Genomic DNA, 22772 nt, shown 5'->3' on the forward strand with positions numbered 1-22772 from the left:
GTTTTGGAAATTCGAAGATTGATCAAGAAGAGCTTCTTTGATAAGAAAGACTGGCTTGTTCGGTAACAGTTTTGTTAGGTTTGAAACTCTCCCGTTAACACTTAAGAAACACAACTGTCATATTCGCTTGCAATCTAGTCAGAGTGCTTAGAACAAAGGCATCTTGTTACAGCAGGTGACAACCGTGGCCTGCTCCCATCTGCAAGATCAATTTAGGCCGGCGCAGGGCGAAACACAACGTCGGTACCTAAGCACTTAACATACGAGAGGCAAGCAATGATCCGTTCTTCGAACATGCGGGAAAAGCTGTTGGCTGCCGCAATAATAGGCACATTTTCCTCGCAAGCATTCTCCGGAACAGTAACCACTGACGGAGCTGACATCGTTCTGAAGACCAAGGGCGGTCTTGAAGTATCGACTTCTGACAAGGAATTCAGTTTCAAACTGGGCGGCCGAGTTCAGGCCGATTACGGCCGGTTCGATGGTGTCTTCACCAAGAATGGCGATACCGCTGACGCAGGGTACTTCCGTCGCGCCTACCTTGAGCTCGGCGGCGTGCTGTACCGCGATTGGAAGTATCAGCTCAACTACGACCTTTCCCGCAACACGGGCAACGACTCCGACGGCTACTTCGACGAAGCCAGCCTGACCTACACCGGCTTCAAGCCGGTCCAACTGCGGTTCGGCCGTTTCTATACCGACTTCGGTCTTGAGAAAGCCACAAGTTCGAAGTGGACCACCGCCATGGAGCGGAACCTCTCGTACGACCTGGCGGACTGGATCAACGACAACGCCGGCATGGGTGTACAAGCCACCAGCACCATCGCTGACATGGCTTATGTCTCCGGTAGCGTGTTCAGTGAAACCAACAACAACTCGGATGGCGACAGCACCAAGCGCTACAACGTACGTGGCGTGTTCGCACCACTGCACAGTGATGGCAACGTCCTGCACGTCGGTGCTCAGTACGCTTACCGCGACCTCAAAAACAGTGCGGTCGATACCCGGATTCGTTCGCGTCTGGGCGTTCGCGGTGTAGATACCAATGGCGGCGGCGATGCCGGCACCAACGGTAACCGCATGCTGTTTGGCGGTGCCGCCGCACAAGATGGCCTGTGGAAGGACGATTCGGTCTGGGGTCTCGAAGGTGCCTGGGCCACCGGCCCGTTCTCGGTGCAAGCGGAATACCTTCGCCGCAAGCTGAAAGCTGACCAGGCCAACAACGACATGAAGGCCTCCGGTTACTACGCCCAGATGGCTTACACCCTGACCGGCGAGCCGCGTATCTACAAGCTCGACGGTGCCAAGTTCGACACTATCAAACCAGAGAACAAGGAACTGGGGGCCTGGGAAGTCTTCTACCGCTTTGACGATATCAAGGTCGAAGACGGCAACCTGGTCACCGCAGCGGACCAATCAAACGAGCGCAAGGCCAAGAGCCACACTGTGGGTGTGAACTGGTACGTCAACGAGGCGGTGAAAGTCAGTGCCAACTACATCAACGTGCGTACCGACAATAACGAGAACACCGTGGGCGACGACAGCGGCAATGCCATCGTGACCCGTCTGCAATACGTCTTCTGATCCCTCTCATCAGTCTGACGTGAGAAAGCCGGAAGCGCTGTATGTGCTTCCGGCTTTCCTGTTTCTGACGTGATCAAGCATGGAGCGCCCTCCTCCTACCTGCTTTTGCTTACCGATGACCTCTCTTGCCAACGCTCGGCGAATCTGGTGTGATTGCCGCGTCGGGCTTTGCATGGTGGCCGTGCAAGCAAATCAAACCTGACTCCTACTCATGATTGAACCTGATTCGACGTCCAGCTTCGCGTCTAACGGCCCTACAAGCGCAGCTACCCCAACGTCGCTCTTTAGGGGATAGTCATGTCTGCCAAAAAGCTGCTTCAACCTCTCGCTGCTCAGCTGCACGCCTCGTTTTCGGCTTCTGGCCGCCTGTATTCTCACCAGGACATCCACCAGCTGTTCCACGCGGCCATCGGCTCCGTTGCACCGCAAGTAGCCTCCCAAGACAAGCTCCCAATCCAGGTCAGTCGTGACAACGACACACGGCAGTACAACCTCTACGCGGCGGTCGAGCGTGCGAAAAAGTGCTTGGGATTGACCGATCTTCAAGCAGTCGGTGTGGCAGAAGAGGTCATCGAGGTGCTACGAACCGCGGGAATCGGCGTGAACCAGGTTCGCCTGCTTCTTGACCCCACCTTCACCTCGAAGACTCGCAAAAAGGCCTTCAAAGCCCTCTGCAAGAATCTGGATCTGAACGAGCTCGGCGATCGGTTCGTCCCCAAGACGGCCACGTTGGCCATCGCTGCTGGTATTGCGCCGCCTCCCAACATGTCGTGGAAGGATCGCTTCGCCTTGGCTGCAAATTCCCCTATGCGCGGGCCAAGCGAGCTCATCAGCATGGTGAACCGAGATGAGTGTTATTTGTGGGTATTCCCACCGACTGACCATCATGCGACGGCTCCAGCGACGCATGACCGTTTCTTTGGTGAAAAGACCCATCCGAGCGCAGAAATGGGCATGGGTTTCAGCATCATCGATTCCGGCTGGACCCGCCCCAAGTACCCGCTCGCCAGGCAGTCACAAGAGACCTTCATCCAGTATTCGCTTTCTGCGCCGATGTGGTCCTGGCGCGCACAAAGTGACACCTGGCGCCTGGGAAACATCCTGCGCTCCAGGATCCTTGACGGAGCTCCTTGGCATAACGAGCCTCTGAGCGATGTGTTGCCAGAGGGTTTGAAGTCTCTGCCGCGGATCTATGGGTGCGAAACCTGCCGAACGCTGTTCATCGAGAAACACAGCGGCTATCCGGATGTACCCACTCAGTGCCAGTGCGGGGATGCGAGCAGCACCGATGACCAAAACGAGCCACCTGCTCTCAATAGCTGATTTTCTTTCGGTGGCGGGGCTTTGCCCTCCCCTGAAGGGATTGGCTATGGGAGCGGGATTCGCTCAGCCCAAACCTGAAGGTGCCGCCACCTAACCGAGCGATATGAGCTGAATGCTCGCGGAGTAGATATGCAGAACAGTAAAAACAAACAAGACACCCTGGCGGCGATCAATGCGCTTGTCGAGATTGCGTATGATCAGGGATTTTCGGACGGACACGGAGTCGGCAATCAAGTCGGTTTTGTAGGCGGTGTGATGAGCCTCAAAGCTGCCTTGGCCTGCGGTTTACGGCATGGCTCACCTGAGTGTGGTAAGGCCCTTGAAAGCCTCAAGCGTATCGGTATCGACGAGTGAGTGAATAGCACCGGTCGTGCGCTATCTGCGCCCGCCCGGTGCTTCTACTCCAGGATCAGCTGGCCCACTAATCAAGGCAGCCTTTCTCGCTATTGCAGAGCCTTCATTCAGAATTTCATTTTGAATCCTGATATGGCTGGGCACAAAGCCCAATGACTCAGAGAAGCGATGCGCGTCAGGGCGAGCGCGGTCGCAGGTGAGCTTTACTATGACGCAGCCAAGTTCGCGAGCTTGTTCAAATGCCCACGAATAGGTTACGACCCAAACCACTTCACGCATATCTTCATGCACCCTCGCCGCTTTAATTTGGGCACGTCACGAGCCTAGGTAGAAAATGTTAGGCGTGTAGGGCAATTGCAGGGTAACCGCTCATCATTTTTGCTATACCACTCCCTTGCGATTGAATTGCGCTCTAAGATCTCAGGCCGTTCAGCAATGGGCCATTCACTTTTTCAAGAGCCGCAGACCATTTAGTACCACCAGCAAACTGACCCCCACGTCCGCAAAAACTGCCATCCACATCGTGGCGAGCCCCATCAGGGTGAAGGTCAAAAACAGTGCTTTGATCCCTAGCGCGAAGTAGATGTTTTGCTTGAGGATGCTGACAGTATCCCGCGACAGTTGCACGAATGCAGGGACCTTGCGCAGGTCGTCATCCATCAGCGCGACATCTGCCGTCTCAATCGCGGTACCGGTACCTGCTGCGCCCATGGCGAAGCCGATCTGGGATTTAGCCAACGCCGGCGAGTCGTTAATACCGTCACCTACCATGCCCACTATATGATTGGCCTTCTGGAGCTTGCCAATCACATCGAGCTTATCTGCTGGAAGCAAGTTTCCGCGCGCCTGGTCGATGCCTAGGCTCCTACCAATGGCCTCAGCGGTATGCTCGTTGTCGCCAGACAGCATCGCAGTCTTGATGCCGAGTTGGTGGAGAGCCTCGATGGCCTTTTGGCTCGAAGGTTTGATAGTGTCGGCCACTCCGAAAATGGCAAGCACACGTTGTGTGTCGAGCAGCGCAACTACCGTTTTACCCTCACGCTCCAGCGCATCCATGGCGCCGGTAAGGATGGGTGTGGTCAAGCTCAGCTCACTGACAAGGCGGTAATTGCCCAGGTAGTAGAGGTGACCGCCAATGACACCCTGGATGCCTCGCCCTGGCAGCGCCTCGAACTGCTCGACATCGGCCAACTGGTCCAGCGAATCCGACGCTGCTTTGGCGATTGCCTGGGAAACCGGGTGGTCGGAGCGGACCGCCAGGCTGGCCGCGATCAGTTCAGGGGAAACGTCAGCGACTTCACCCCACAGACGGTAATCTGTTTGTACGGGTTTGCCATGTGTCAGTGTCCCGGTCTTATCGAAGGCAATGAAACTGAGCTTGGCGCCAAGCTCTAGGTAGATACCGCCTTTGACGAGAATCCCCTTCCGCGTCGCGGCAGTCAGCCCGCTGACGATGGTTACCGGCGTTGAAATGACCAACGCGCAAGGACAAGCGACCACCAACAGAACGAGCGCACGGTAGATCCATTCGGTCCAGACGCCAGCCATGAACAGTGGTGGGACGACCGCAATGGCAACCGCGAAAAAGAACACTGCCGGTGTATAGATTCGGGCGAAACGATCCACGAATCGCTGAGTCGGCGCCCGCGAGTTCTGTGCCTCCTCGACCGCGTGGATAATCCGCGCCAATGTCGTATCGCTGGCCTTGGCCGTCACGCGGTACTCGACCGAGCCAGACTCGTTGACCGTGCCCGCATACACGGGGTCACCCACAGTCTTGTCCACGGGCAAGCTCTCACCGGTGATCGGAGCCTGATTGACCGCCGAACTCCCCGAGATCACCTCACCATCCAGGCCTATGCGCTCGCCTGGGCGCACGCGCACAATAGCCCACAGCTCAACACCTTTGACCTCGACCTCCCGCCAACTGCCATCGTGCTGCTGCACTGTGGCGCGGTCAGGCGTCAGATCAATCAGGCCTTTGATTGCATTGCGTGCGCGATCCAGGGATCTCGCCTCAACCCGCTCGGCCAGCGTGAACAGCACCATGACCATCGCCGCTTCCGGCCATTGGCCAATGAGCGCCGCACCCGTGACAGCAATGCTCATCAGCGCATTGATGTTCAGGTTCAGGTTACGCAGCGAAATCCAACCCTTCTTGTAGGTGGACGGACCTCCCAACGCGATGGCCAACAAGGCCATAAGGGCCACCACCCACTCAGGTGCGGCGGCGGTGAAGTGCAGCACTTCCGAGAACACTGCGGCGATCCCGGCCAATCCAATGGTCCACCAGCGGCTTACGTGGGCATTGGGCGCTACAACCTTGGCTGCCGAGTCGCTGCCCTGCCCAGACGAAGCCGCCGGCACGGCTTGCATGCCCAGTGCATGAATGGCGGCCACGATCTGGCTACTGTCAGCCAGCTCGTGCCAGACACCCATCGTCCTGTTCATCATGTTGAATTCCAGGGCATGAATGCCGGTGACCTTCTTCAGTTTCGCTTCGATCATGGTCTGCTCGGTTGGGCAGCACATTTGGGCGATGCTGAATCTTTCGAACTGACCGCGCCGCTCTCCCGTGGGCGCACGCGATTCATCAACCTTCACATTAGCGCTGGCATGGACGAACAGCGGAGTAGAAGCGTTCGCGGCAGTTGCTGGCTCCGCCAGTGCATACAGCGTGGAGGACGATGCGGCTCGTGCAACCGGAGACGAAGCGCAACAGCCTGTCGCACAGCTCTCGACCGAGGACTGCTCAGTCTCAACCTTGCACGCCTCCCCTGAGGTGCAGCATGCATCAGCTTGTTCTTCCTGCTTGTCCGGTGCAGGGCTACCTACCGGCTCGGCTAACTTGTAAAGGCCAGACTCCTGGGCAGACAGCTTCGGCGAATTCCCCTGGCAGCAGGATGAGGATTGAGCATTCACATCAGCCGCTGCCGCTGGGTCGAACACTTCGACAGCGCCTTTGGTGTTGGAGGGTTTGTCACCGCAGCAGCTTTTCATAGGCAGTTCCTGAGCATCGATGGACATCAGTAAACACCCTATAGCGACTATAGGGACAAGGGGCATCGTTGACAGTTAGGTCACGCTCAGCGTGACTGGCTGATCTCGCTACGGATCAGGTCGTACAGCGGTTGCGCACCAAATGACAGCAGCGGCTTGCCATTCACGAAGAATGTCGGCGTGCCTTTGACCCCCAGTGTTTTGGCATCCTGAGTGTCTCGCTCGATGGCTGCGATGATGTCCGGCGACATCATGTGCGAGCGCGCTTTGTCGACGTCCAATCCGGCCAAGGCAGCGGCTTCCCACGCAGCCGCAGCCGTGGCGTCGTCATGCCATTGCGGCTGAGATTCCAGGACGGCTTCCAGCACAGGCGCAAATACACCCTGCTTGCGCGCAGCCTCCAGTAAGCGAATGGCCTCCTCAGAGCCAACGTGCAAGCGCACATAGCGCAGGACCAGCCTGACGTCCTCGGGGTGTTTGGCCATCATCTGTTTGACGATCGGATAGAACGCCCGGCAGCTTTCACATGATGGGTCGAAGAACTCCACAATGGTGACTGGAGCCTTGGCGGGCCCGAAACTGGGTGCATTGAAACGCAGCAGCGCGCTGGTGGATTGCACCGGCACGGCCACCTCCGGTGCGGGCTCTTTACCTTTGTAGATGAATGCAGCCGCCAGGAAACCCGCGATGGCAAGGAGGCTGATGATGATGACCGCAGTGCGTCTGCTCATGGTTTGGCGTTCCGACGAAGAAGCAAGAGAAGAATGATCAGGAGGGTGAATGCAGCCAGCGAGAGTGAGGGCAAGGGCAGTACGCCCATCATCGTCATGTCCACTCCTGAGCATGAAGGACCTGTGCCGCAGGGCTTGATGGCTTCCGGGATGACGGCGAAGTACAAAAGGTTGTGATACAGGGCTGCAAGCCAACCCGCGGCTGCGAGTGGTACGGCATAGCGCCAGATGTCCGAATCACACCGTACCGTCGCGACGGCAAGCATGATGGCCAGCGGGAACATGAACGCTCGTTGATACCAGCACAACACGCAGGGCTCCTGCCCCATAACTTCACCCACGAACAGCACTACCAGCGTCGAAACGAGTGCCAGCAACCAAGCCGTGAACAGCAGCCCGGCGTCGCTCGGTAACGTTTTTGATGTTGCATCCATAGAGAGAAGCCCGGTCGAGTTCTGAGGCGGAATCGACAATCAACACTGTCGAGGGTCTGAGTATAAGCATCAGGGTTCTAGCGGCTATAAGGTCAACCCTGGTGCTCTGTGCGTATCACTGACTTGCCCGGGCCTCCCAGTACGCCTGGAGTTGGCAGTTGAGTAAGCAGACTACGATCAGAACCGCGAGCAATGCCGAAGGCAGCGGCCCTATGGTTTCGCCGGCATGTCGAACCCAGCGGATGTTACCCTCTGCTGGGCCAATGTCCGGCTGCAAATACACCAGCAGATCGAAGAGGCCAGCGTGCCTGCTGCTGCCGCTGAGAGTAGCCCCCGATAAAGGGCGCTCTGGCCGTGGCGATACAGCGCTGTCGACGCCAGCCACAGGATTGGCACGAGCAGCATCAACTGAACAAGACAAATCACCCCAGGCGCTTGAGCCAACACCACTTCCTGCCCCCAGAGCATCACATTCAGCGCCAACGCGAGAAACCAAGCGGCCACAAGCAGCCCTCGCGGCAAACGTGTCGCCCCACTACTCACAAGGACATAGATCCGCGCCGTACTTCATGCAGTTCGCTCCCTCAAGTCGGTTCGCGTAGACTCAGGGTTATAGCAACTATAAGGTCAAGCTCCATGAGCGAAACAACGTTGAGCATCGGTGAACTGGCCAAGGCGACGCAGACGAAGGCCGTGACCATCCGTTACTACGAGCAGCTCGGGCTGCTGCCGCCAAGTGGCCGCACCGCCGCGGGCTACCGGATCTACGGGGAAGCTGAGCGTGACAGGCTGCTGTTTGTGCGCCGCAGCCGTGGCCTGGGTTTCACCCTCGATGATGTCCGTGAGCTTCTGGGGTTCGCTGACCACCGCGAAGCGTCCTGTGCGGCCGTGGACGCGAAGGTCGCCCAACAATTGAGTCAGGTGAAAAGCCGCATACGCGACCTGAAAGCCCTTGAGGCTGAATTGCAGCGGCTGCTGGGATGTTGCAAAGGCGGTGTGATCGAAGAGTGTCGCATCATCGAGTCGCTGACCCGGCACGACTGCTGACTCTTGTTCAGCAACGGAAGCGCAGGCTGGCTCGGGTGCCTTGCGGTTCGAGGTTGAGCAACGTCGCCTCGCCGCCAAAATGCTCCATCACCTGGCTGACCATGAACAGGCCGATGCCCAGGCCACCCTGCTTGGTGGTGTAGAACGATTTGAACGCGGATATCTCCTGCTGACGGGAAATCCCGGGGCCGGTGTCGTCAATCAACAGAAGTGCTTCGGCGGTGCCTGAGCGCTTTAGCGACAAGCGCAATTCTCCGCCCTCTGGCATCGCCTCGATCGCATTGGCCAGCACACTGTTGAGGACCTGTCCCAGCAACAAGGTGTGACTGATCACCTCGACCTTACCGCTGATCGCCAGCGTAGTGCGAATCCGCGATTGCTGAAGCTGTGCCTCGAAACTGCTCACCGCCTCACGGGTGATGGCCACCAGGTCCACGGATTCTGCCTCGCCGCGCAGCGACCGCAGGTATTGCAGCAGATCATTCACCCACCCCGACATCCGGTCGACCTGCGCAATGATATCCGCGATGTTTCCAACGGCTGGCTGACTTGGCATGACCTGTGCCAGTTCCGCACTGCTGCGGATGCTTGCCAATGGGTTGCGCAGACTGTGTGCGACTGCGGTGGACATCTCCACCAAGCCGGCATACGTCTTGTTTGCCACCAACTGGTCCTGCTGCTCGGTCAGCAGTCGCGCCGCTCGCCACACGATCCAGAACAGACCGAAGTAGATTGCCATCCCACCCAGTGCTGTTGCGGCCCAGATCAGCCTGCGACCGCGCTCCAACCGCTCGAAGAGATCGACTGGCTCCTTGTAGATCTCGACCATCGCCAAGACCTTGCCTTGATCATCCAGCAAGGGAATGTAGTTCTCGACGAAGAACATTTTCGGTGACCGAGTGAACTGTTGCTCTGGTTTGCCAGGCTCGACTTCGTCGTACCGGGCACTGACTCGCCCCCTGAGCGAAAAGCGCTATCCAGCACGCTATCGTGTTCAAGCTTGCGGCCCACCAATTGAGGGTTGGTGGACCAGATGACCTCTTTGTCCGGCGAGAAGATGGTGGCCAACAGAAGGTCTGGAAGGTTGGACAGGTGATCGAGAAACTCTAATCGCGCCCGCTGACGATTCTCTGCGGTGCCCCGCGTGAGCATGCCGTAACGCACAGCGGACAAGACGTCACCCATCTTCATCCCCGTCAGGTCATGGTGACGAATTTCACCAACGGCGATCGACTGGATGAATTGAGCCGAAAGCAACGCATCGCGTTCCAAGCTTTCATTGACCAGAAAGCGCGTTGAAAACCCGGCAAGGCCGAGAGCCACCGCGCCGATGATGATGAAACTGGTCAGCGAGAAACGCAGCATCAGGTTGAGCGGTTCAGAACGCTCAGGAGGCCTCGCCCGAAATTGCCAGGTGCGCATCCGTCCAGAAAACAATCCCATCACGCCTCCTGGTCCTCGGCAGGTCCTTAGCAGGTGCCGGCCGAGAAAGTTGCTAATTCACCTCCCCTATACATGGGGAAAAGAATGGGCTTACCCAGTATTGGGGGATATCTCCATCGCAGCATTACTGCAATCTTCACGTTCTGGCTAAGAAAGCTGTTCACCGGTCATAGAAACCTTCAATTTTCGCACTCTGCGAAGCAACGTAAAAGCAGGCGCACTGAGGATCAGCAAATCCGATGCCAGAAGAGGACTCGCCGGAATATGGAGAAGATTTAGCCAAGCCCCCGCTCCAAGTCTTCCGGTCTAAGTAAAATCAACTTGATCTCCGCAACGAGATGGCTGTTACGGCTTTGGAAGTGGTTGATCATCTTCCATCGGCAGCTGGTACCACTCTCGCCCATGCTGTCTGACCGCGATGGCAAGCTAGGCAACGTCATTTTCCTGAATCTCTGCGGCAAACATATCAGTGACAAGCGCCATCGTTCCGGGCCTACCCCCTTGGTTTTAACCAAGACCGCTGGTTTAGATACCCGGACGGATCGTAAAAATCAGCATGCCCGGATAGCCTGGCGGCGCGATGTCATCGGACAGGGATGCGCCAGCTCAGGGACTGTTCACCAAGCTGGGCACCAGCAGCGATAAAAAGCGCCGTTCTCTATGTCGACAGGGACATTTTTATAATGAAAATTAGGTGCCTTTAGGGTAGGCCAACAGACGTAAGGCGTTGAATACTACCAACAGTGTTGAGCCCTCATGGATCGCAACAGCAGCGCCAATGCTCAAACCCATGATGGTTGACGGAACGAGGATGGCCACAATCCCCAAGCTGACGAACAGGTTCTGGCGAATGATCGATCGCGTGTGACGGCTCAGCCCCACCGCAAAGGGGAGTTGCCTGATGTCGTCAGCCATAAGCGCGATATCAGCCGTTTCCAGAGCCACATCGGATCCCGCAGCTCCCATTGCGATGCCCACGCTTGAGTTGGCCATGGCAGGGGCATCATTCACGCCGTCACCCACCATAGCTACACTGGAGCTAAGGCGGAGATTCTTGATGGCTTTGACCTTGTCCTCCGGCATCAGGTCTCCCCAAGCCTCATCCAAGCCAACTTGTCTGGCTACAGCTTCCGCAACGCGGTTGTGGTCACCAGAAATCATGACCATACGGCCGATGCCCATCTCTCTGAGTTTTTGGAGTGCCTCTTTGGCTCCCTCTCGGGGGGTATCCAGTAACCCGATAGCGCCCAGATCCTTGTCGGCGCGACGTACCACCATGGTAGTGCGGCCCGACTGACGCAGACGCTCTGCAGCCTCCAAGGCTGCTTTGCTCAGTGCGGGAACACCATCAGTACCGAACATCTCGACCTTGCCAATCCAGACGAACTGCCCATCAAGCTCAGCACGCACGCCGCGACCAATCATGTTGGTCATGTTCTTGGCTTGGAATCGGCGCCATGTGCCAATCATCTCTTCACCGTCACGCACAATTGCCGCAGCCAGCGGGTGGTCGCTCATCGACTCCACTGCGATGGCGACGTTTAGTAAATCCTCAATCTGCGTACCGCCTACGGGTATTACATCGGTGATACGTGGGCGCCCTTCGGTCAGGGTACCGGTCTTGTCGAATGCCATGGCATTCAAGGAGCCAAGCTCTTCAAGCGGCGCACCGCCCTTGATCAGTACCCCACCACGAGCTGCCCTGGCGATGCCCGATAGAATGGCGCTTGGTGTTGCGATCGCAAGCGCGCAGGGGCTGGCTGCAACCAGTACGGCCATCGCCCGGTAGAACGAGTCACGGAACGGCTCGTCAAGGAAAATGCCGGCAAAGATCAACCCTACCACTAGCAGCAAAACTAACGGGACGAATACGCGTTGAAAGCGGTCCGTGAATCGCTGGGTCGGTGACTTCCTGACCTCCGCTTCACTGACCATCTTGATGACCCGCGCCAGAGTACTTTCAGTGGAGCGACGTGTTACCTCAACTTCGATGAGCGTTTCGCCATTGATGGTACCGGCGAAGACTTTGGAGGCTGCGTCCACTGCATCTGGCTTGCTCCGTGCGAGTTCAGCATCAACTACAGGCTGCTTGTCAACGGGGACGCTCTCACCGGTCACCGGCGCCTGGTTAATGCTTGAGGAGCCTACAACCACAAAGCCATCGGCAGGCAGGCGGTCATTGGGACGCACGATGACAACGTCACCGGGAACGAGAAGCTCCACCGGCATTTCCTGCGTTCCGTTTGTTCTGCGTACGATAGCGGTGGCCGGTGCGAGCTTGGACAGAGCCTCAATCGCTTTCTTCGCCCGCCCCATCGCGTAGCTTTCAAGGGAATGCCCCAAACTGAACAGGAACAGCAGCAGAGCCCCCTCCGCCCAGGCGCCAATGCTCGCGGCACCGGCTGCGGCGAGAAGCATTAGCGAATCGATGTCAAAGCGTTTCTGGCGGATATTGCTGATCGCTTCCTTGGTGGTGAACCATCCACCGAAAACGTAGGCCGACACGTACAAAACCAGCTGTAGTCGATCAATTAGGTCGAGTTTTCCTGCGAGGGCTCCGGCCCCCAGGAGAGCACCACAGATCAGCGCGAAAATCAGCTCGGTGTTCATGCCAAAAATGCCGCCATGCTCATGGCTATGACCTTCATGCCCGGCTTGATCATCAGGGCGTTCAATCAAACTCTTCATAACTCGTCCCTTCTGGGGTCAAGGCTTCCAATTGCCCTCTGCAGTTGGGAGCCGTCGCTATTAATTAGCTAACATCTAATGCACGGTTTGCCCGGGCCCAGGCGTTAACATTCCGAACCTATGGTGGTATCGGGCGTAATAAAAAATGCCAGGCGCTGCCTGGCATTTATGAATGCTCTAGTTGTTCTGTTCAACTTGCTTACTACTTGTTGTTGATACATTGCGAATACATCGAGTAACGAACGGTCTTGAGCGTGCCCTGGGAGTCCTCGAAGGTCATCAACCGTGGGTAGACTTGGCAAGTACGGGGGTCCTGCGACTGACGCACGAACTTAGCAACGTCTATCTTCATACCATATTTGTAATCCTGAATCTCTGGCATTGGCTTGCCATTCTTCTCTGCGTACGTAGCCACTGCGGTCTGGTGTTCCTTGGTGTATTGCAGCTGCTTGCTCTCGGAGAAAGTGTTGGCCTGCGAAGCCATCGAGAAAACAACAAGTGCAGCAGCGATAATTATCTTTTTCATAAAACCCTCTCAATTTCAAATCTTCTCGGGCATAACCTTAGCAATGCATAGGCATCACCGGCATGACGAGAAACTTACAATTTTGAAAGGTAAGTGCATCTACTTCACTTTAAACAAAAAAGCCCACAACACGTGTTGTGGGCTTCTCTCTAGCGGAGGCTGTTAGCTAACCACTTCGGCCTCCTCGCCGTCTTCATCCTTACGGTGTGCCCAGTGATACAGGGCAGGCAGTACGAGCAAGGTCAGTGCGGTGGAGGACAGGATCCCACCAATCACCACTGTCGCCAATGGCCGCTGAACTTCTGCACCGGTACCGGTGGCCAAAGCCATCGGGATGAAGCCCAGGGACGCTACCAAAGCTGTCATCAGAACAGGTCGCAAACGGGTCAATGCGCCTTCATCGACTGCCTGCCTGAGCGTCCGCCCCTCCTCTCTTAGCCCGCGGATGAAGGCAATCATCACCAGGCCGTTCAGTACTGCAACGCCGGACAGTGCGATGAAGCCGACACCTGCCGAGATCGACAGAGGGATGTCCCGCAGCCACAGCGCCACAACACCACCAGTGAGTGCGAATGGAATACCAGTGAAGACCAGCATGCCGTCCTTCAGGTTGTTGAACATCAGGAACAACAAGGTCATGACCAACAGCAAGGCGACTGGAACAACGATCTGCAGACGCTTGGCTGCCGACTGCAGCTGCTCGAACTGGCCACCCCAAGTGGTCCAGTAGCCGGCGGGAATTTGCACCTTAGTATCCAGCGAGGCTGCTGCTTCCTCAACGAAGGATCCCAGGTCGCGGCCTCGAACGTTTGCACTAACGATCACTAGACGTTTGCCGTTCTCGCGGCTGATCTGGTTCGGTCCCAGTTGCAGGTCTAGATTCGCAACCTGCGACAGCGGGATGAAGCCGATCTGATTGGCGCCCTGGGCCGCATTGGCAGGTACCGGGATCAGCAGGCTAGACATACCCGCCACGTCGGTGCGAACGGTCTCAGGCAGGCGTACCACCATGTCGAAGCGCCGATCGCCTTCATACAGCGTACCGGCCTGACGGCCACCCACCGCGATAGCGATCGAGTTCTGAACATCCGCGATATTTAGGCCGTAGCGCGCAGCTTTTTCACGGTCAATATTGATGGTTAGGACCGGCAGACCGGATGTCTGTTCAACTTTCACTTCCGACGAGCCCGGGACCGCTCTGAGCACTGCTGCGATCTTGTTGGCAGTATTGTTGAGCACGTCCATATCATCGCCGAAGACCTTCACAGCGACGTCACTACGCACACCCGAAATCAGTTCGTTGAAACGCAGCTGGATTGGTTGGGACAACTCATAGTTACTCCCTGGAATACCTTCAGCGGCTTTCTGCACTTCAGCGATTAGCTCATCACGTGACTTCTTGGGGTCCGGCCACTGGTCCTGCGGCTTGAGCATGATGTAGGCGTCGGAAGCGTTAGGCGGCATTGGGTCAGAAGCGATTTCTGCAGTACCCGACCGAGCGAACATCCGCTCTACCTCGGGAACCTGCGCCATCACCGCTTTCTCCAAGCGCTGTTGCATCTCTACGGACTGAGTGAGGCTCGTTCCAGGCACACGCATCGCCTGCATCGCGAAATCGCCCTCACTGAGGCTTGGGATGAACTCGCTACCCATCCGACTTGCCAGTACACCGCTGAGCACGACCAAGGCTACTGCGGCCGAGAAAGCGATGTTCCGATGTCCCAGCACCCATTGCAGAACTGGCTCATAGCGCTGTCGAGCTGTGCGCATGACCACGCCTTCCTCTTCCTTTACCTTGCCAGTGACGAACATGGCAATAGCTGCAGGAACAAAGGTAACGGACAGGATCATTGCTCCCAGCAGCGCCATCACGACGGTAAAGGCCATCGGGTGGAACATTTTACCTTCGACGCCGGTGAGGGCGAAGATCGGCAGGTACACCACCATAATGATTAGCTGACCGAAGATCAGCGGCCGGCGAGCTTCTCGCGCCGCAGCAAAGACCTCATGGAAGCGTTCGGTTTTGGTGAGCATGCGGCCATGCTTATGCTGCGCATGAGCCAGTCGTCGGATCGCGTTTTCTACGATCACCACAGCACCGTCGACGATGATGCCGAAGTCGAGTGCCCCCAAACTCATTAGGTTGGCACTGACCTTGTTGTTGAACATGCCTGTGAAGGTGAACAGCATGGACAGCGGGATCACCATCGCGGTGATCAGTGCAGCACGGATGTTGCCGAGGAACAGGAACAGAATGGCAATTACCAGAATCGCACCTTCCACCAGGTTCTTCTTCACCGTAGCGATGGCTTTTTCAACCAGATTGGTGCGGTCGTAAACGGTCACGGCCACCACGCCCTTTGGCAGGGTGCGGTTGATGTCCGCCAGTTTGGCGGCGACAGCTTGAGATACGGTACGGCTGTTTTCACCAATCAGCATGAACACAGTACCGAGCACGACTTCGCGGCCGTTCTCAGTAGCAGCACCTGTTCGGAGCTCTTTGCCGATGCTGACGTCAGCAACGCTGCTGATGCGAATCGGTGCACCATCCACGCTGGTGATCACGATGTTGGCGATGTCTTCGATGCTGCTTACCTGACCTGGCGCACGGATGAGCAACTGCTCACCATTACGCTCGATGTAGCCGGCGCCGACGTTGGCGTTGTTACTTTCCAACGCTGCGACCAGGTCATTGAGGGTCAGCTTGTAGGTAGCCAGGCGCTTTGGATCCGGCGCAACCAGGAACTGCTTGGCGTAGCCGCCGATGGTGTTGATCTCCGCTACACCCGGCACATTGCGCAGCTGAGGCTTGATGATCCAGTCCTGGATCACGCGCAGGTCGGTCGGGGTGTACGGTGTACCGTCCTCTTTGACCGCGCCATCTTCGGCTTCAACGGTCCACAGGAAGATCTCGCCGAGGCCGGTAGATACCGGACCCATGACGGCTTCTACACCGTCTGGCAGCTGTTCCTTCGCAACCTGCAGCCGCTCGTTGATTAACTGGCGGGCAAAGAAGATGTCAGTGCCATCCTTGAAGATCACGGTGACCTGAGACAGGCCAGAGCGAGACAGGGAACGGGTCTGCTGAAGGCCCGGGAGACCGGCCATGGCCGTTTCAACAGGAAACGTGATCCGTTGTTCGGTTTCCAAAGGCGAATAACCAGGCGCTGCAGTGTTAATCTGCACCTGAACGTTGGTGATATCGGGTACCGCATCGATGGGCAGCTTTTGATAGCTGTAGATACCGATACCCGCCATGATCAGAACAGCGATCATTACTACGATGCGCTGCTCGATGGCGAATCTGATGATACGTTCAAACATGAGAAATCATCCTGTCAGTTCGCATCAGTGACCGTGTTCGGCAGAAGCTTTGCCGAGCTCAGACTTGAGTGTGAAGCTGCCACTGGTTGCTACCTGGGCGCCGGCTTCAATACCGTCGATGATTTCCACGTACCCATTGTCGCGACGACCCAGTTTTACCGGGCGGGTGTCAAAACCTTCTGGGGTTCGTACGAATACCGAGGGTTTGTCTTCAACGGTCTGCACTGCGTGCTCAGGGACCGCTACGGCAACTCGATCAGTCTGGGAAGTGACCGCAATGTTCACGAACAGGCCTGGACGCCAGGCACCGTTGGGGTTGGTCAAGGTGACGCGGACAGTAGCTGCACGGTTTTGCTCGCCCAGCAGGCTGCCGACATAACCCACCTTCCCTTCGACCTCGACGTTCATATCAGGCGAAGAGACTTTCACCGCACGACCAGTCGTGACCTTGCCCAGATCTGTAGGTGGGACGGCGAAGGTTGCCCAGACCTGGTTCAGGTCGGAAAGGATGAAGGCGTTGGTCGCCTCGCTAACGACTTCGCCAACGGTCAGGTGTTTCTCCACTACCACGGCGTCGAAGGGAGCTCGGAGTTCGTAACGATTACCGCCAACGGAGTTAACCGAGGCACCGATCGCGCCGACCTTCTGCTTGGCGTTGGCCAAGGAGATCTCCGCTTCTTGCAGCGCTTGGCGTGCTTGGAGGTAGTCTTGCTCAGCAGAGATCTTGTCCTGCCACAGCTGTTTCTCACGCTCAAAGGTCACACGCGCCAGTTCGACGCGACGCTGTGCGGCCTGTTGTTCACTGCGCAGGTCAGAGATCTGCTGGCTGGCGATTACAGCGAGGACCTGACCCTTTTTGACCGTCTCACCCAGGTCCGCCTGCACCGCTTCAACAACGCCAGGGACACGAGGAACGACGTGGGCAGTGCGGTCTTCGTCGAAGCGGATCTCGCCCGGGAAGCTCACGACAGTACCGAGATCACGAGGCGCTGCAGCTTCCAGGGCAACACCGGCTGCCTTGATCTGTTCAGCGCTGAGCGTCAGCTTGCCCTCTTCTTCACCACCCTCTTCGCTGTGGCCCTCTTCTCCATGACCCTCATCACCCTCCTCTATGGCGGCAGATGCGGCTTTCTTTTCGTCGCCATGACCGTCGTTAGCACCGTGCTCGGCGGTACTAGCGGCCTGCTGCTCGGAACTGTTGTTCCAGGCAAGGCTGCCAAATCCGAGGGCTGCCACAGCGGCTACCGCGAGGGCGATCTTGCGTTTATTATCCATTGCTACTCCTGCTGATCGTTGGCACCGGCTTGTTCAAGGCTGGGTGCCGAAGAAAATGTTTGGCCCGTTCAGCGAGCGCCGGCAGTTGAGCCGACTTCGCCATAAACCCTTTCCACCTGCGCACGCGCATTGGTCGCCGCTGCCAACGATTCGAGGTATTGGCCACGAGCGACGATCAAGGTGCGCTGGGCATCCAGCACTTCGATGAAGCCGAATTTGCCCATCTCGAAGCCGCGGGTTGCGGTCTCTACGGCTTGTTGGGCTGACGGCAGAATGGTCTTGTCGTAGGACTCGACCTCCTGCATTGCGGTGGACCACTGGTTCAACGCGGTTTGGGTTTCGGTGCGCAGGCGCAGCTCCACAGCATTGCGCTGGTCTCGGGCCTGATCGGCACGTCGAGAAGCGGAAAGAATGTTGCCTTGGTTACGATCAAACAGCGGCAGAGGCATAGACAGGCCCACAGTGTTGACCCGCTCGCGCACAGAGCGGTCGTACTGGCTGCCTACGCTGACAGTAAGATTCGGGATACGCTGAGCTTTCTCTGAACCGAGCGAGGCATCGCTCTTGTCGATCTGCACCACGGCCTGGCGCATTTCTGCGGTCTGATCGAGCTTTGCCAGCAGCTCTTCAGTCTGCGGTGGCAACCCCGGGGAGAGGGTTGGCGATTCGAGTCGATCAAAGACCGTGACCGAGCTCCCGGTAATTTGCGCGAGCTGCTGGTAAGCGGTCGTCTTTTCCGTTTCGGCACGTCGAACTTGAAGCTTGGCTTCGGCCAGTTGCACCTGGGCGCGGGTGGCCTCTACTGGGGACGATTTACCTGCGCGAACACGGCCATCGACGATGCGGAGGCCGCGCTCAGTCAGTTCGAGAGATTGTTTGGCCAGGTCAAGGCCTGTCTGGGCCCGCAACGCGGCGTAGAAGGCCTGTACGACGTCTGCACGCAGACCGTTCACGCGACGGTCCAACTCCAGCTGTGCGGCGGTCTGCCCGTAAGTGGCGACGTCGACACGAGCTCCTCGCTTACCCCCCAGCTCCAGGGTCTGGCTAAGCGACACGGTCGTCGTGCTGGTGTTACGACGGGTGTCTTCTACGTCGTACGAAATAGTGGGGTTGGGGATAAGCCCGGCCTGCTTGCGAGCACCATCAGCGATTCCAATCTCTTGCCTGGCCGCGGCCAGGTCAGGGTTGGCATCCATGGCCGTCGAAAGCGCCTGGGCAAGCTGATGCTTTGAGCAAGTGCTTCTGGGGCCATCAACCCGGCCATGACCGCGCAAAGGGCGGCGATCTTCCAAGGAGTGACGGAGGTCTTAGATAAGACATTGCGGTTATACCGGGGCACTTTGATGGTCCTCGTGCACAAACTTCGATAAAGCTTGGCGAGAACGCCGAAACAGCTGCCAAGCCCCACTTGATTAGGTGATGGCACTCTAATGAGCGGTAGCTATCAGAGGGGTGGCTAGAAAATTACAATTTCGTAAGAAATCTCTGTAATGCCCGTAAATACTGGGAAAACCAACCCGGCACTATGATTTCGTTACAAGCAACGGAGATGGCAAACACGCGGTGTAGAAGCGCCAAATAGCTGGCAGATGACGAAATTGTAATTATCCTATCACCCTCCCGTTATCTTCGGCCTGCAAATATGAGCTCGCGCTACGCTAGGCGCACCGCCGGGTCAGAACAATTAACGACACCCGCGCAGGTAAACATAATAAAAACTGCCGTGAATCAAAGGAGCATCGGATGAAAATCAAAGTACCACTGTACCTGGCGGCAGTTTCTGCGCTGTCTGGAAGCTATGCTATTTCGGCACAAGCTGAAGACAAGCCCGAAGGCTTCATTGAAGGCAGCAGCCTTACAGTGCTGAACCGTAACTTCTACTTCAACCGTGATAACCGCGACAGCACCGCCCCCACTTACAACAGTGGCAAGGGCAATACCAACGGCTACTCCGAAGCCTGGGCGCACGCGATCATCAGCAAATTCAACTCTGGGTTTACCCAGGGTACCGTTGGCTTCGGCGTTGATGCCTTCGCCATGATCGGCCTTAAGCTCGACACCGGTGATGGTCGCAACGGCGGCCGTAGCTCCTTCGACGTGCTACCTGTTGATAACAAGGGCGAAGCTCGCGACGAATACACCAAGGTAGGCGGCGCAGCCAAGGTCCGCTTGTTCGATACCATCGTGAAAGTGGGTGATGTGTTCCCATCGACACCGGTGGTTGCATCCGGCGACTCTCGCCTGCTGCCTGAAAGCTTCCGCGGTGTGACCGTTGAGAACACCAGCATCCAGGGCCTCACCCTTCAGGGTGGTCGACTGCACGCCATGAGCCAGCCAGTCTCCAGTGACCTGAACGACAACTTCGTGACCTTCTACGGCGGCCCGGTCAACTCGCCATGGATCGGTTACGGTGGTGGTGACTACTCGGTCAACGACAACTGGACTGTGAGCGTCTATGCCAGCCAGCTGAAAGACGTCTGGAATCAGTACTACGCCGGCACCAGCGTGGTTTACCCGCTGAGCGACGATCTGGCGCTGATCGGTGGCTTCAACTACTACAAAGCCGTAGATGAAGGTAAGAAGCGCCTGGGTGAATTTGACAACAACATCTGGAGTGCCAAGGTCGGCGTGCGTTACGGTGCCCACACCCTGGCCCTGTCGCACCAGCGCAACAACGGAGACGACGATTTCGACTACCTACGTCAGTCGGACTCGATTTTCGTCGACAACTCCATCCAGTACAGCGACTTCAACTCGCCGAAAGAGCGTTCCTGGATGCTGCGCTATGACCTGAACTTCACCAGCTACGGCATTCCAGGCCTGACGTTCATGACCCGCTACGCCAGAGGCTCGGGCGCGGATTACTCGAACGCTAACCAGTTCTACATGCGCACTGACGACAACGGCAACCCGCTCGACAATCAGAAGCGTTGGGAACGTGACGTCGAAGTCAAATACGTTGTCCAAACCGGTCCGGCAAAAGATCTGTCCTTCCGGTTGCGCCAGGCAACAACGCGTGCCACTGCATTCGAATCTGATCTGGATGAAACTCGTGTAATCATCGAGTACCCGCTTTCGATTCTGTAATTCGCTAGCCGGACCAGTTATTCATTAGCTGGTCCTATTAGCACAACGAGCATTACGAATTCACCTTGAGAGGCTTAAGTGCTCCTTTGGTAAAAGGTGAATATTTGGCGCCCATTGGGCGCCTTTTTTTTGCCTAGAATTCAAGTAAGCGTTCGATTGTACGCATCGCATGTCGGTGAAGTTCATGACTACACCAATGACCAGTCTCCTCGATGTGAGCGACCTCGCCGTCATCTGAGCGGAACGAAGCCAGCACAAAGAAGAAAATAACCCAATACTTCATAAGGTCAAATCACCTGCTGGAGAGAGGGCCCGCAACTGTCAAACCCAAACCGCGACAAGATATACCGCTAGACTATCAACTGTATTACCTAGAAATTACAAATCCGTCATTTGAGCCCCGACGCGCTCATTTTGATTTACCATCCCTTTCAATAATGCCGGCGCGCGTGCGCGGTTAATTGCTCAGTGATATCGAGACAAAATCCCATGCGAATTCTGGTAATTGAGGATGAAGTAAAAACTGCGGAGTATGTGCGTCAAGGTCTGACGGAATGTGGCTATGTCGTAGATTGCGTCCACACCGGGTCAGATGGATTATTCTTGGCCAAGCAGCACGAATACGAGCTGATTATTCTCGATATAAACCTTCCAGAGATGGACGGTTGGCAGGTTCTTGAGTTGTTGCGGCGTAAAAATTGCCCTTCCCGCATCATGATGCTGACGGCGAGAAGCCGGCTGGCGGATAAGGTCCGGGGGCTGGAGAACGGCGCAGACGACTACCTGATCAAGCCATTTGAGTTCCCTGAGCTTCTGGCCCGGGTTCGCGCCTTGATGCGCAGGTCAGATCACCCCGCATCCGTAGAAGTCATTCGCGTCGCTGACCTAGAGCTTGATCAGAGCCGACACAGGGCATTCAGGGACGGTCAGCGCATAGACCTGACCACGAAAGAATTCGCGTTACTGCATTACCTGATGCGTAATACCGGTGTGGTGCTGAGCCGTACGCAAATTATCTCGCAGGTTTGGGATATGAATTTCGACTGCGACACAAACGTTGTAGAGGTGTCGATTCGAAGACTCAGAGCCAAGATAGATGACCCTTTCGAGACCAAGCTGATACATACGCTTCGGGGCGTAGGGTATGTGCTCGAAAAGCGATAATTGCCAAGATCTCTCGTACCGAAAATCAGTTATATACTCCCGTCGCTTGCGAGCTTGAGCTTTCTGTCTACGATCCGCGGCGCTGATTCCTCACCCAACAAATGAGGTAGGCTGTACATGAGGTATAGCATTTATTATCAGCAGGTTTCGCAAGGTCAATCGCATGCCAGGATTGATGCCTGTCCAACTGAAATTATCTTCAACAGCGACCATGGCTTAGCACTTATTCCGTGCGTCGGTGATGTTATCAATCTCCCCTCTACGGCGGTCAAAGGAGGGGTATGCGGCGTCGTTAGATCAAGGATTTTCAATTATCTACGAGGCCCAGAAGATCTGTACTGCCACGTCAATATTCTTGTTGAAGAGGCGGGCATTGGGCGGACGGATCATCGACCCCAGTCGATGCGGTGATCTGGTGTACCGGATTCAAGCCGGCGCTGGGGCACTTGGTGCGTCTTGGTGTAGTCACTGAAGGCGGTCGCGTCGAAGTTACAGGTACACGTGCGGTGAATGAGCCTGGCCTTTGGCTGGTGGGTTATGGCGAGTGGACAGGTTCTGCCTCGGCGACCTTGATTGGAGTGACCCGTACAGCCCGTAGCACCGCTGCTGAGATTGAGCAGTTTTTGGTGAAGGTGGAGACCTGAGTTCCCCTATTTCCAATGTGAATATCCGGAAATCCGGAGGCGCCTTGTTTGGATAGGCGGTCATGTACGGCCCAACTCCCGAGCATTGCTCGGGAGTTGCCTAAGGCGATCAGTCCTGTAGGGGTACCTTTCGCTGATAGCCCATGGG

The 22772-nt window shown here is 56.6% G+C and carries 15 protein-coding genes and 2 pseudogenes; 7 read left to right on the forward strand and 10 right to left on the reverse strand.

Annotation, left to right across the window (positions count from 1 at the left end):
* Positions 1–276: 276 nt before the first annotated feature.
* The 3 genes from AB5975_05855 (at position 277) to AB5975_05865 (ending at position 3261) form a co-directional block, all read left to right on the forward strand.
* Positions 277–1584, forward strand: a complete 1308-nt coding sequence (locus AB5975_05855) for an OprO/OprP family phosphate-selective porin (protein XDR21406.1) — start codon at positions 277–279, stop codon at positions 1582–1584.
* Between the two features lie 297 nt (positions 1585–1881).
* A complete protein-coding gene (locus tag AB5975_05860; GenBank protein XDR21407.1) occupies positions 1882–2907 on the forward strand; it encodes a hypothetical protein in 1026 nt (341 codons plus the stop codon).
* 129 nt (positions 2908–3036) lie between these two features.
* Entirely contained in the window at positions 3037–3261 is a 225-nt protein-coding gene (locus AB5975_05865; protein XDR21408.1) for a hypothetical protein, read from the forward strand.
* A gap of 444 nt (positions 3262–3705) precedes the next feature.
* Here AB5975_05865 and AB5975_05870 read toward each other — a convergent pair whose 3' ends face one another.
* The 3 genes from AB5975_05870 to AB5975_05880 form a co-directional block, all read right to left on the reverse strand.
* Entirely contained in the window at positions 3706–5793 is a 2088-nt protein-coding gene (locus tag AB5975_05870; GenBank protein ID XDR22927.1) for a heavy metal translocating P-type ATPase, read from the reverse strand.
* Positions 5794–6347: 554 nt separating this feature from the next.
* Positions 6348–6992, reverse strand: coding sequence for a DsbA family protein (locus AB5975_05875; protein XDR21409.1), 645 nt, complete (start codon positions 6990–6992; stop codon positions 6348–6350).
* Positions 6989–7426, reverse strand: a complete 438-nt coding sequence (locus tag AB5975_05880; GenBank protein XDR21410.1) for a disulfide bond formation protein B — start codon at positions 7424–7426, stop codon at positions 6989–6991. Before AB5975_05880 ends, AB5975_05875 begins: the two co-directional genes overlap by 4 nt.
* A 636-nt stretch (positions 7427–8062) precedes the next feature.
* Between AB5975_05880 and AB5975_05885 the strand changes: the two genes are divergently transcribed.
* Positions 8063–8473: a helix-turn-helix domain-containing protein gene (locus AB5975_05885; protein ID XDR21411.1), complete on the forward strand. Its 411-nt coding sequence runs from the start codon at positions 8063–8065 to the stop codon at positions 8471–8473.
* Positions 8474–8480: 7 nt separating this feature from the next.
* Here AB5975_05885 and AB5975_05890 read toward each other — a convergent pair whose 3' ends face one another.
* The 7 genes and pseudogenes from AB5975_05890 to AB5975_05920 form a co-directional block, all read right to left on the reverse strand.
* Positions 8481–9302, reverse strand: a complete 822-nt coding sequence (locus AB5975_05890; GenBank protein XDR22928.1) for a sensor histidine kinase — start codon at positions 9300–9302, stop codon at positions 8481–8483.
* Positions 9239–9916 carry a hypothetical protein gene (locus AB5975_05895; protein XDR21412.1) on the reverse strand — a complete coding sequence of 226 codons (678 nt, stop codon included), beginning with the start codon at positions 9914–9916 and terminating at the stop codon, positions 9239–9241. Before AB5975_05895 ends, AB5975_05890 begins: the two co-directional genes overlap by 64 nt.
* Positions 9917–10606: 690 nt before the next feature.
* Positions 10607–12604, reverse strand: coding sequence for a heavy metal translocating P-type ATPase (locus AB5975_05900; protein XDR21413.1), 1998 nt, complete (start codon positions 12602–12604; stop codon positions 10607–10609).
* A 202-nt stretch (positions 12605–12806) separates the two neighbouring features.
* Positions 12807–13130 carry a DUF2790 domain-containing protein gene (locus AB5975_05905; GenBank protein ID XDR21414.1) on the reverse strand — a complete coding sequence of 108 codons (324 nt, stop codon included), beginning with the start codon at positions 13128–13130 and terminating at the stop codon, positions 12807–12809.
* Positions 13131–13292: 162 nt separating this feature from the next.
* Positions 13293–16454 carry a CusA/CzcA family heavy metal efflux RND transporter gene (locus AB5975_05910; protein XDR21415.1) on the reverse strand — a complete coding sequence of 1054 codons (3162 nt, stop codon included), beginning with the start codon at positions 16452–16454 and terminating at the stop codon, positions 13293–13295.
* A 24-nt stretch (positions 16455–16478) separates the two neighbouring features.
* Positions 16479–17729 carry an efflux RND transporter periplasmic adaptor subunit gene (locus tag AB5975_05915; protein ID XDR21416.1) on the reverse strand — a complete coding sequence of 417 codons (1251 nt, stop codon included), beginning with the start codon at positions 17727–17729 and terminating at the stop codon, positions 16479–16481.
* Between the two features lie 68 nt (positions 17730–17797).
* A pseudogene (locus tag AB5975_05920) lies at positions 17798–19068 on the reverse strand (TolC family protein).
* A gap of 404 nt (positions 19069–19472) precedes the next feature.
* On the opposite strand from AB5975_05920, the gene AB5975_05925 reads away from it, so the two are divergent.
* From AB5975_05925 to AB5975_05935, 3 genes and pseudogenes are all read left to right on the forward strand, one after another.
* Positions 19473–20816 carry an OprD family porin gene (locus AB5975_05925; protein ID XDR21417.1) on the forward strand — a complete coding sequence of 448 codons (1344 nt, stop codon included), beginning with the start codon at positions 19473–19475 and terminating at the stop codon, positions 20814–20816.
* Between the two features lie 489 nt (positions 20817–21305).
* Positions 21306–21980 (forward strand): heavy metal response regulator transcription factor, encoded by a 675-nt coding sequence (locus AB5975_05930; protein XDR21418.1) that lies wholly within the window; start codon positions 21306–21308, stop codon positions 21978–21980.
* Positions 21981–22354: 374 nt separating this feature from the next.
* Positions 22355–22624: pseudogene (locus tag AB5975_05935) on the forward strand (pyridine nucleotide-disulfide oxidoreductase).
* Positions 22625–22772: the final 148 nt, after the last annotated feature.

It is taken from the genome of Pseudomonas putida (genome assembly GCA_041071465.1).
GTDB classification, from domain to species: Bacteria; Pseudomonadota; Gammaproteobacteria; order Pseudomonadales; family Pseudomonadaceae; genus Aquipseudomonas; species Aquipseudomonas putida_P.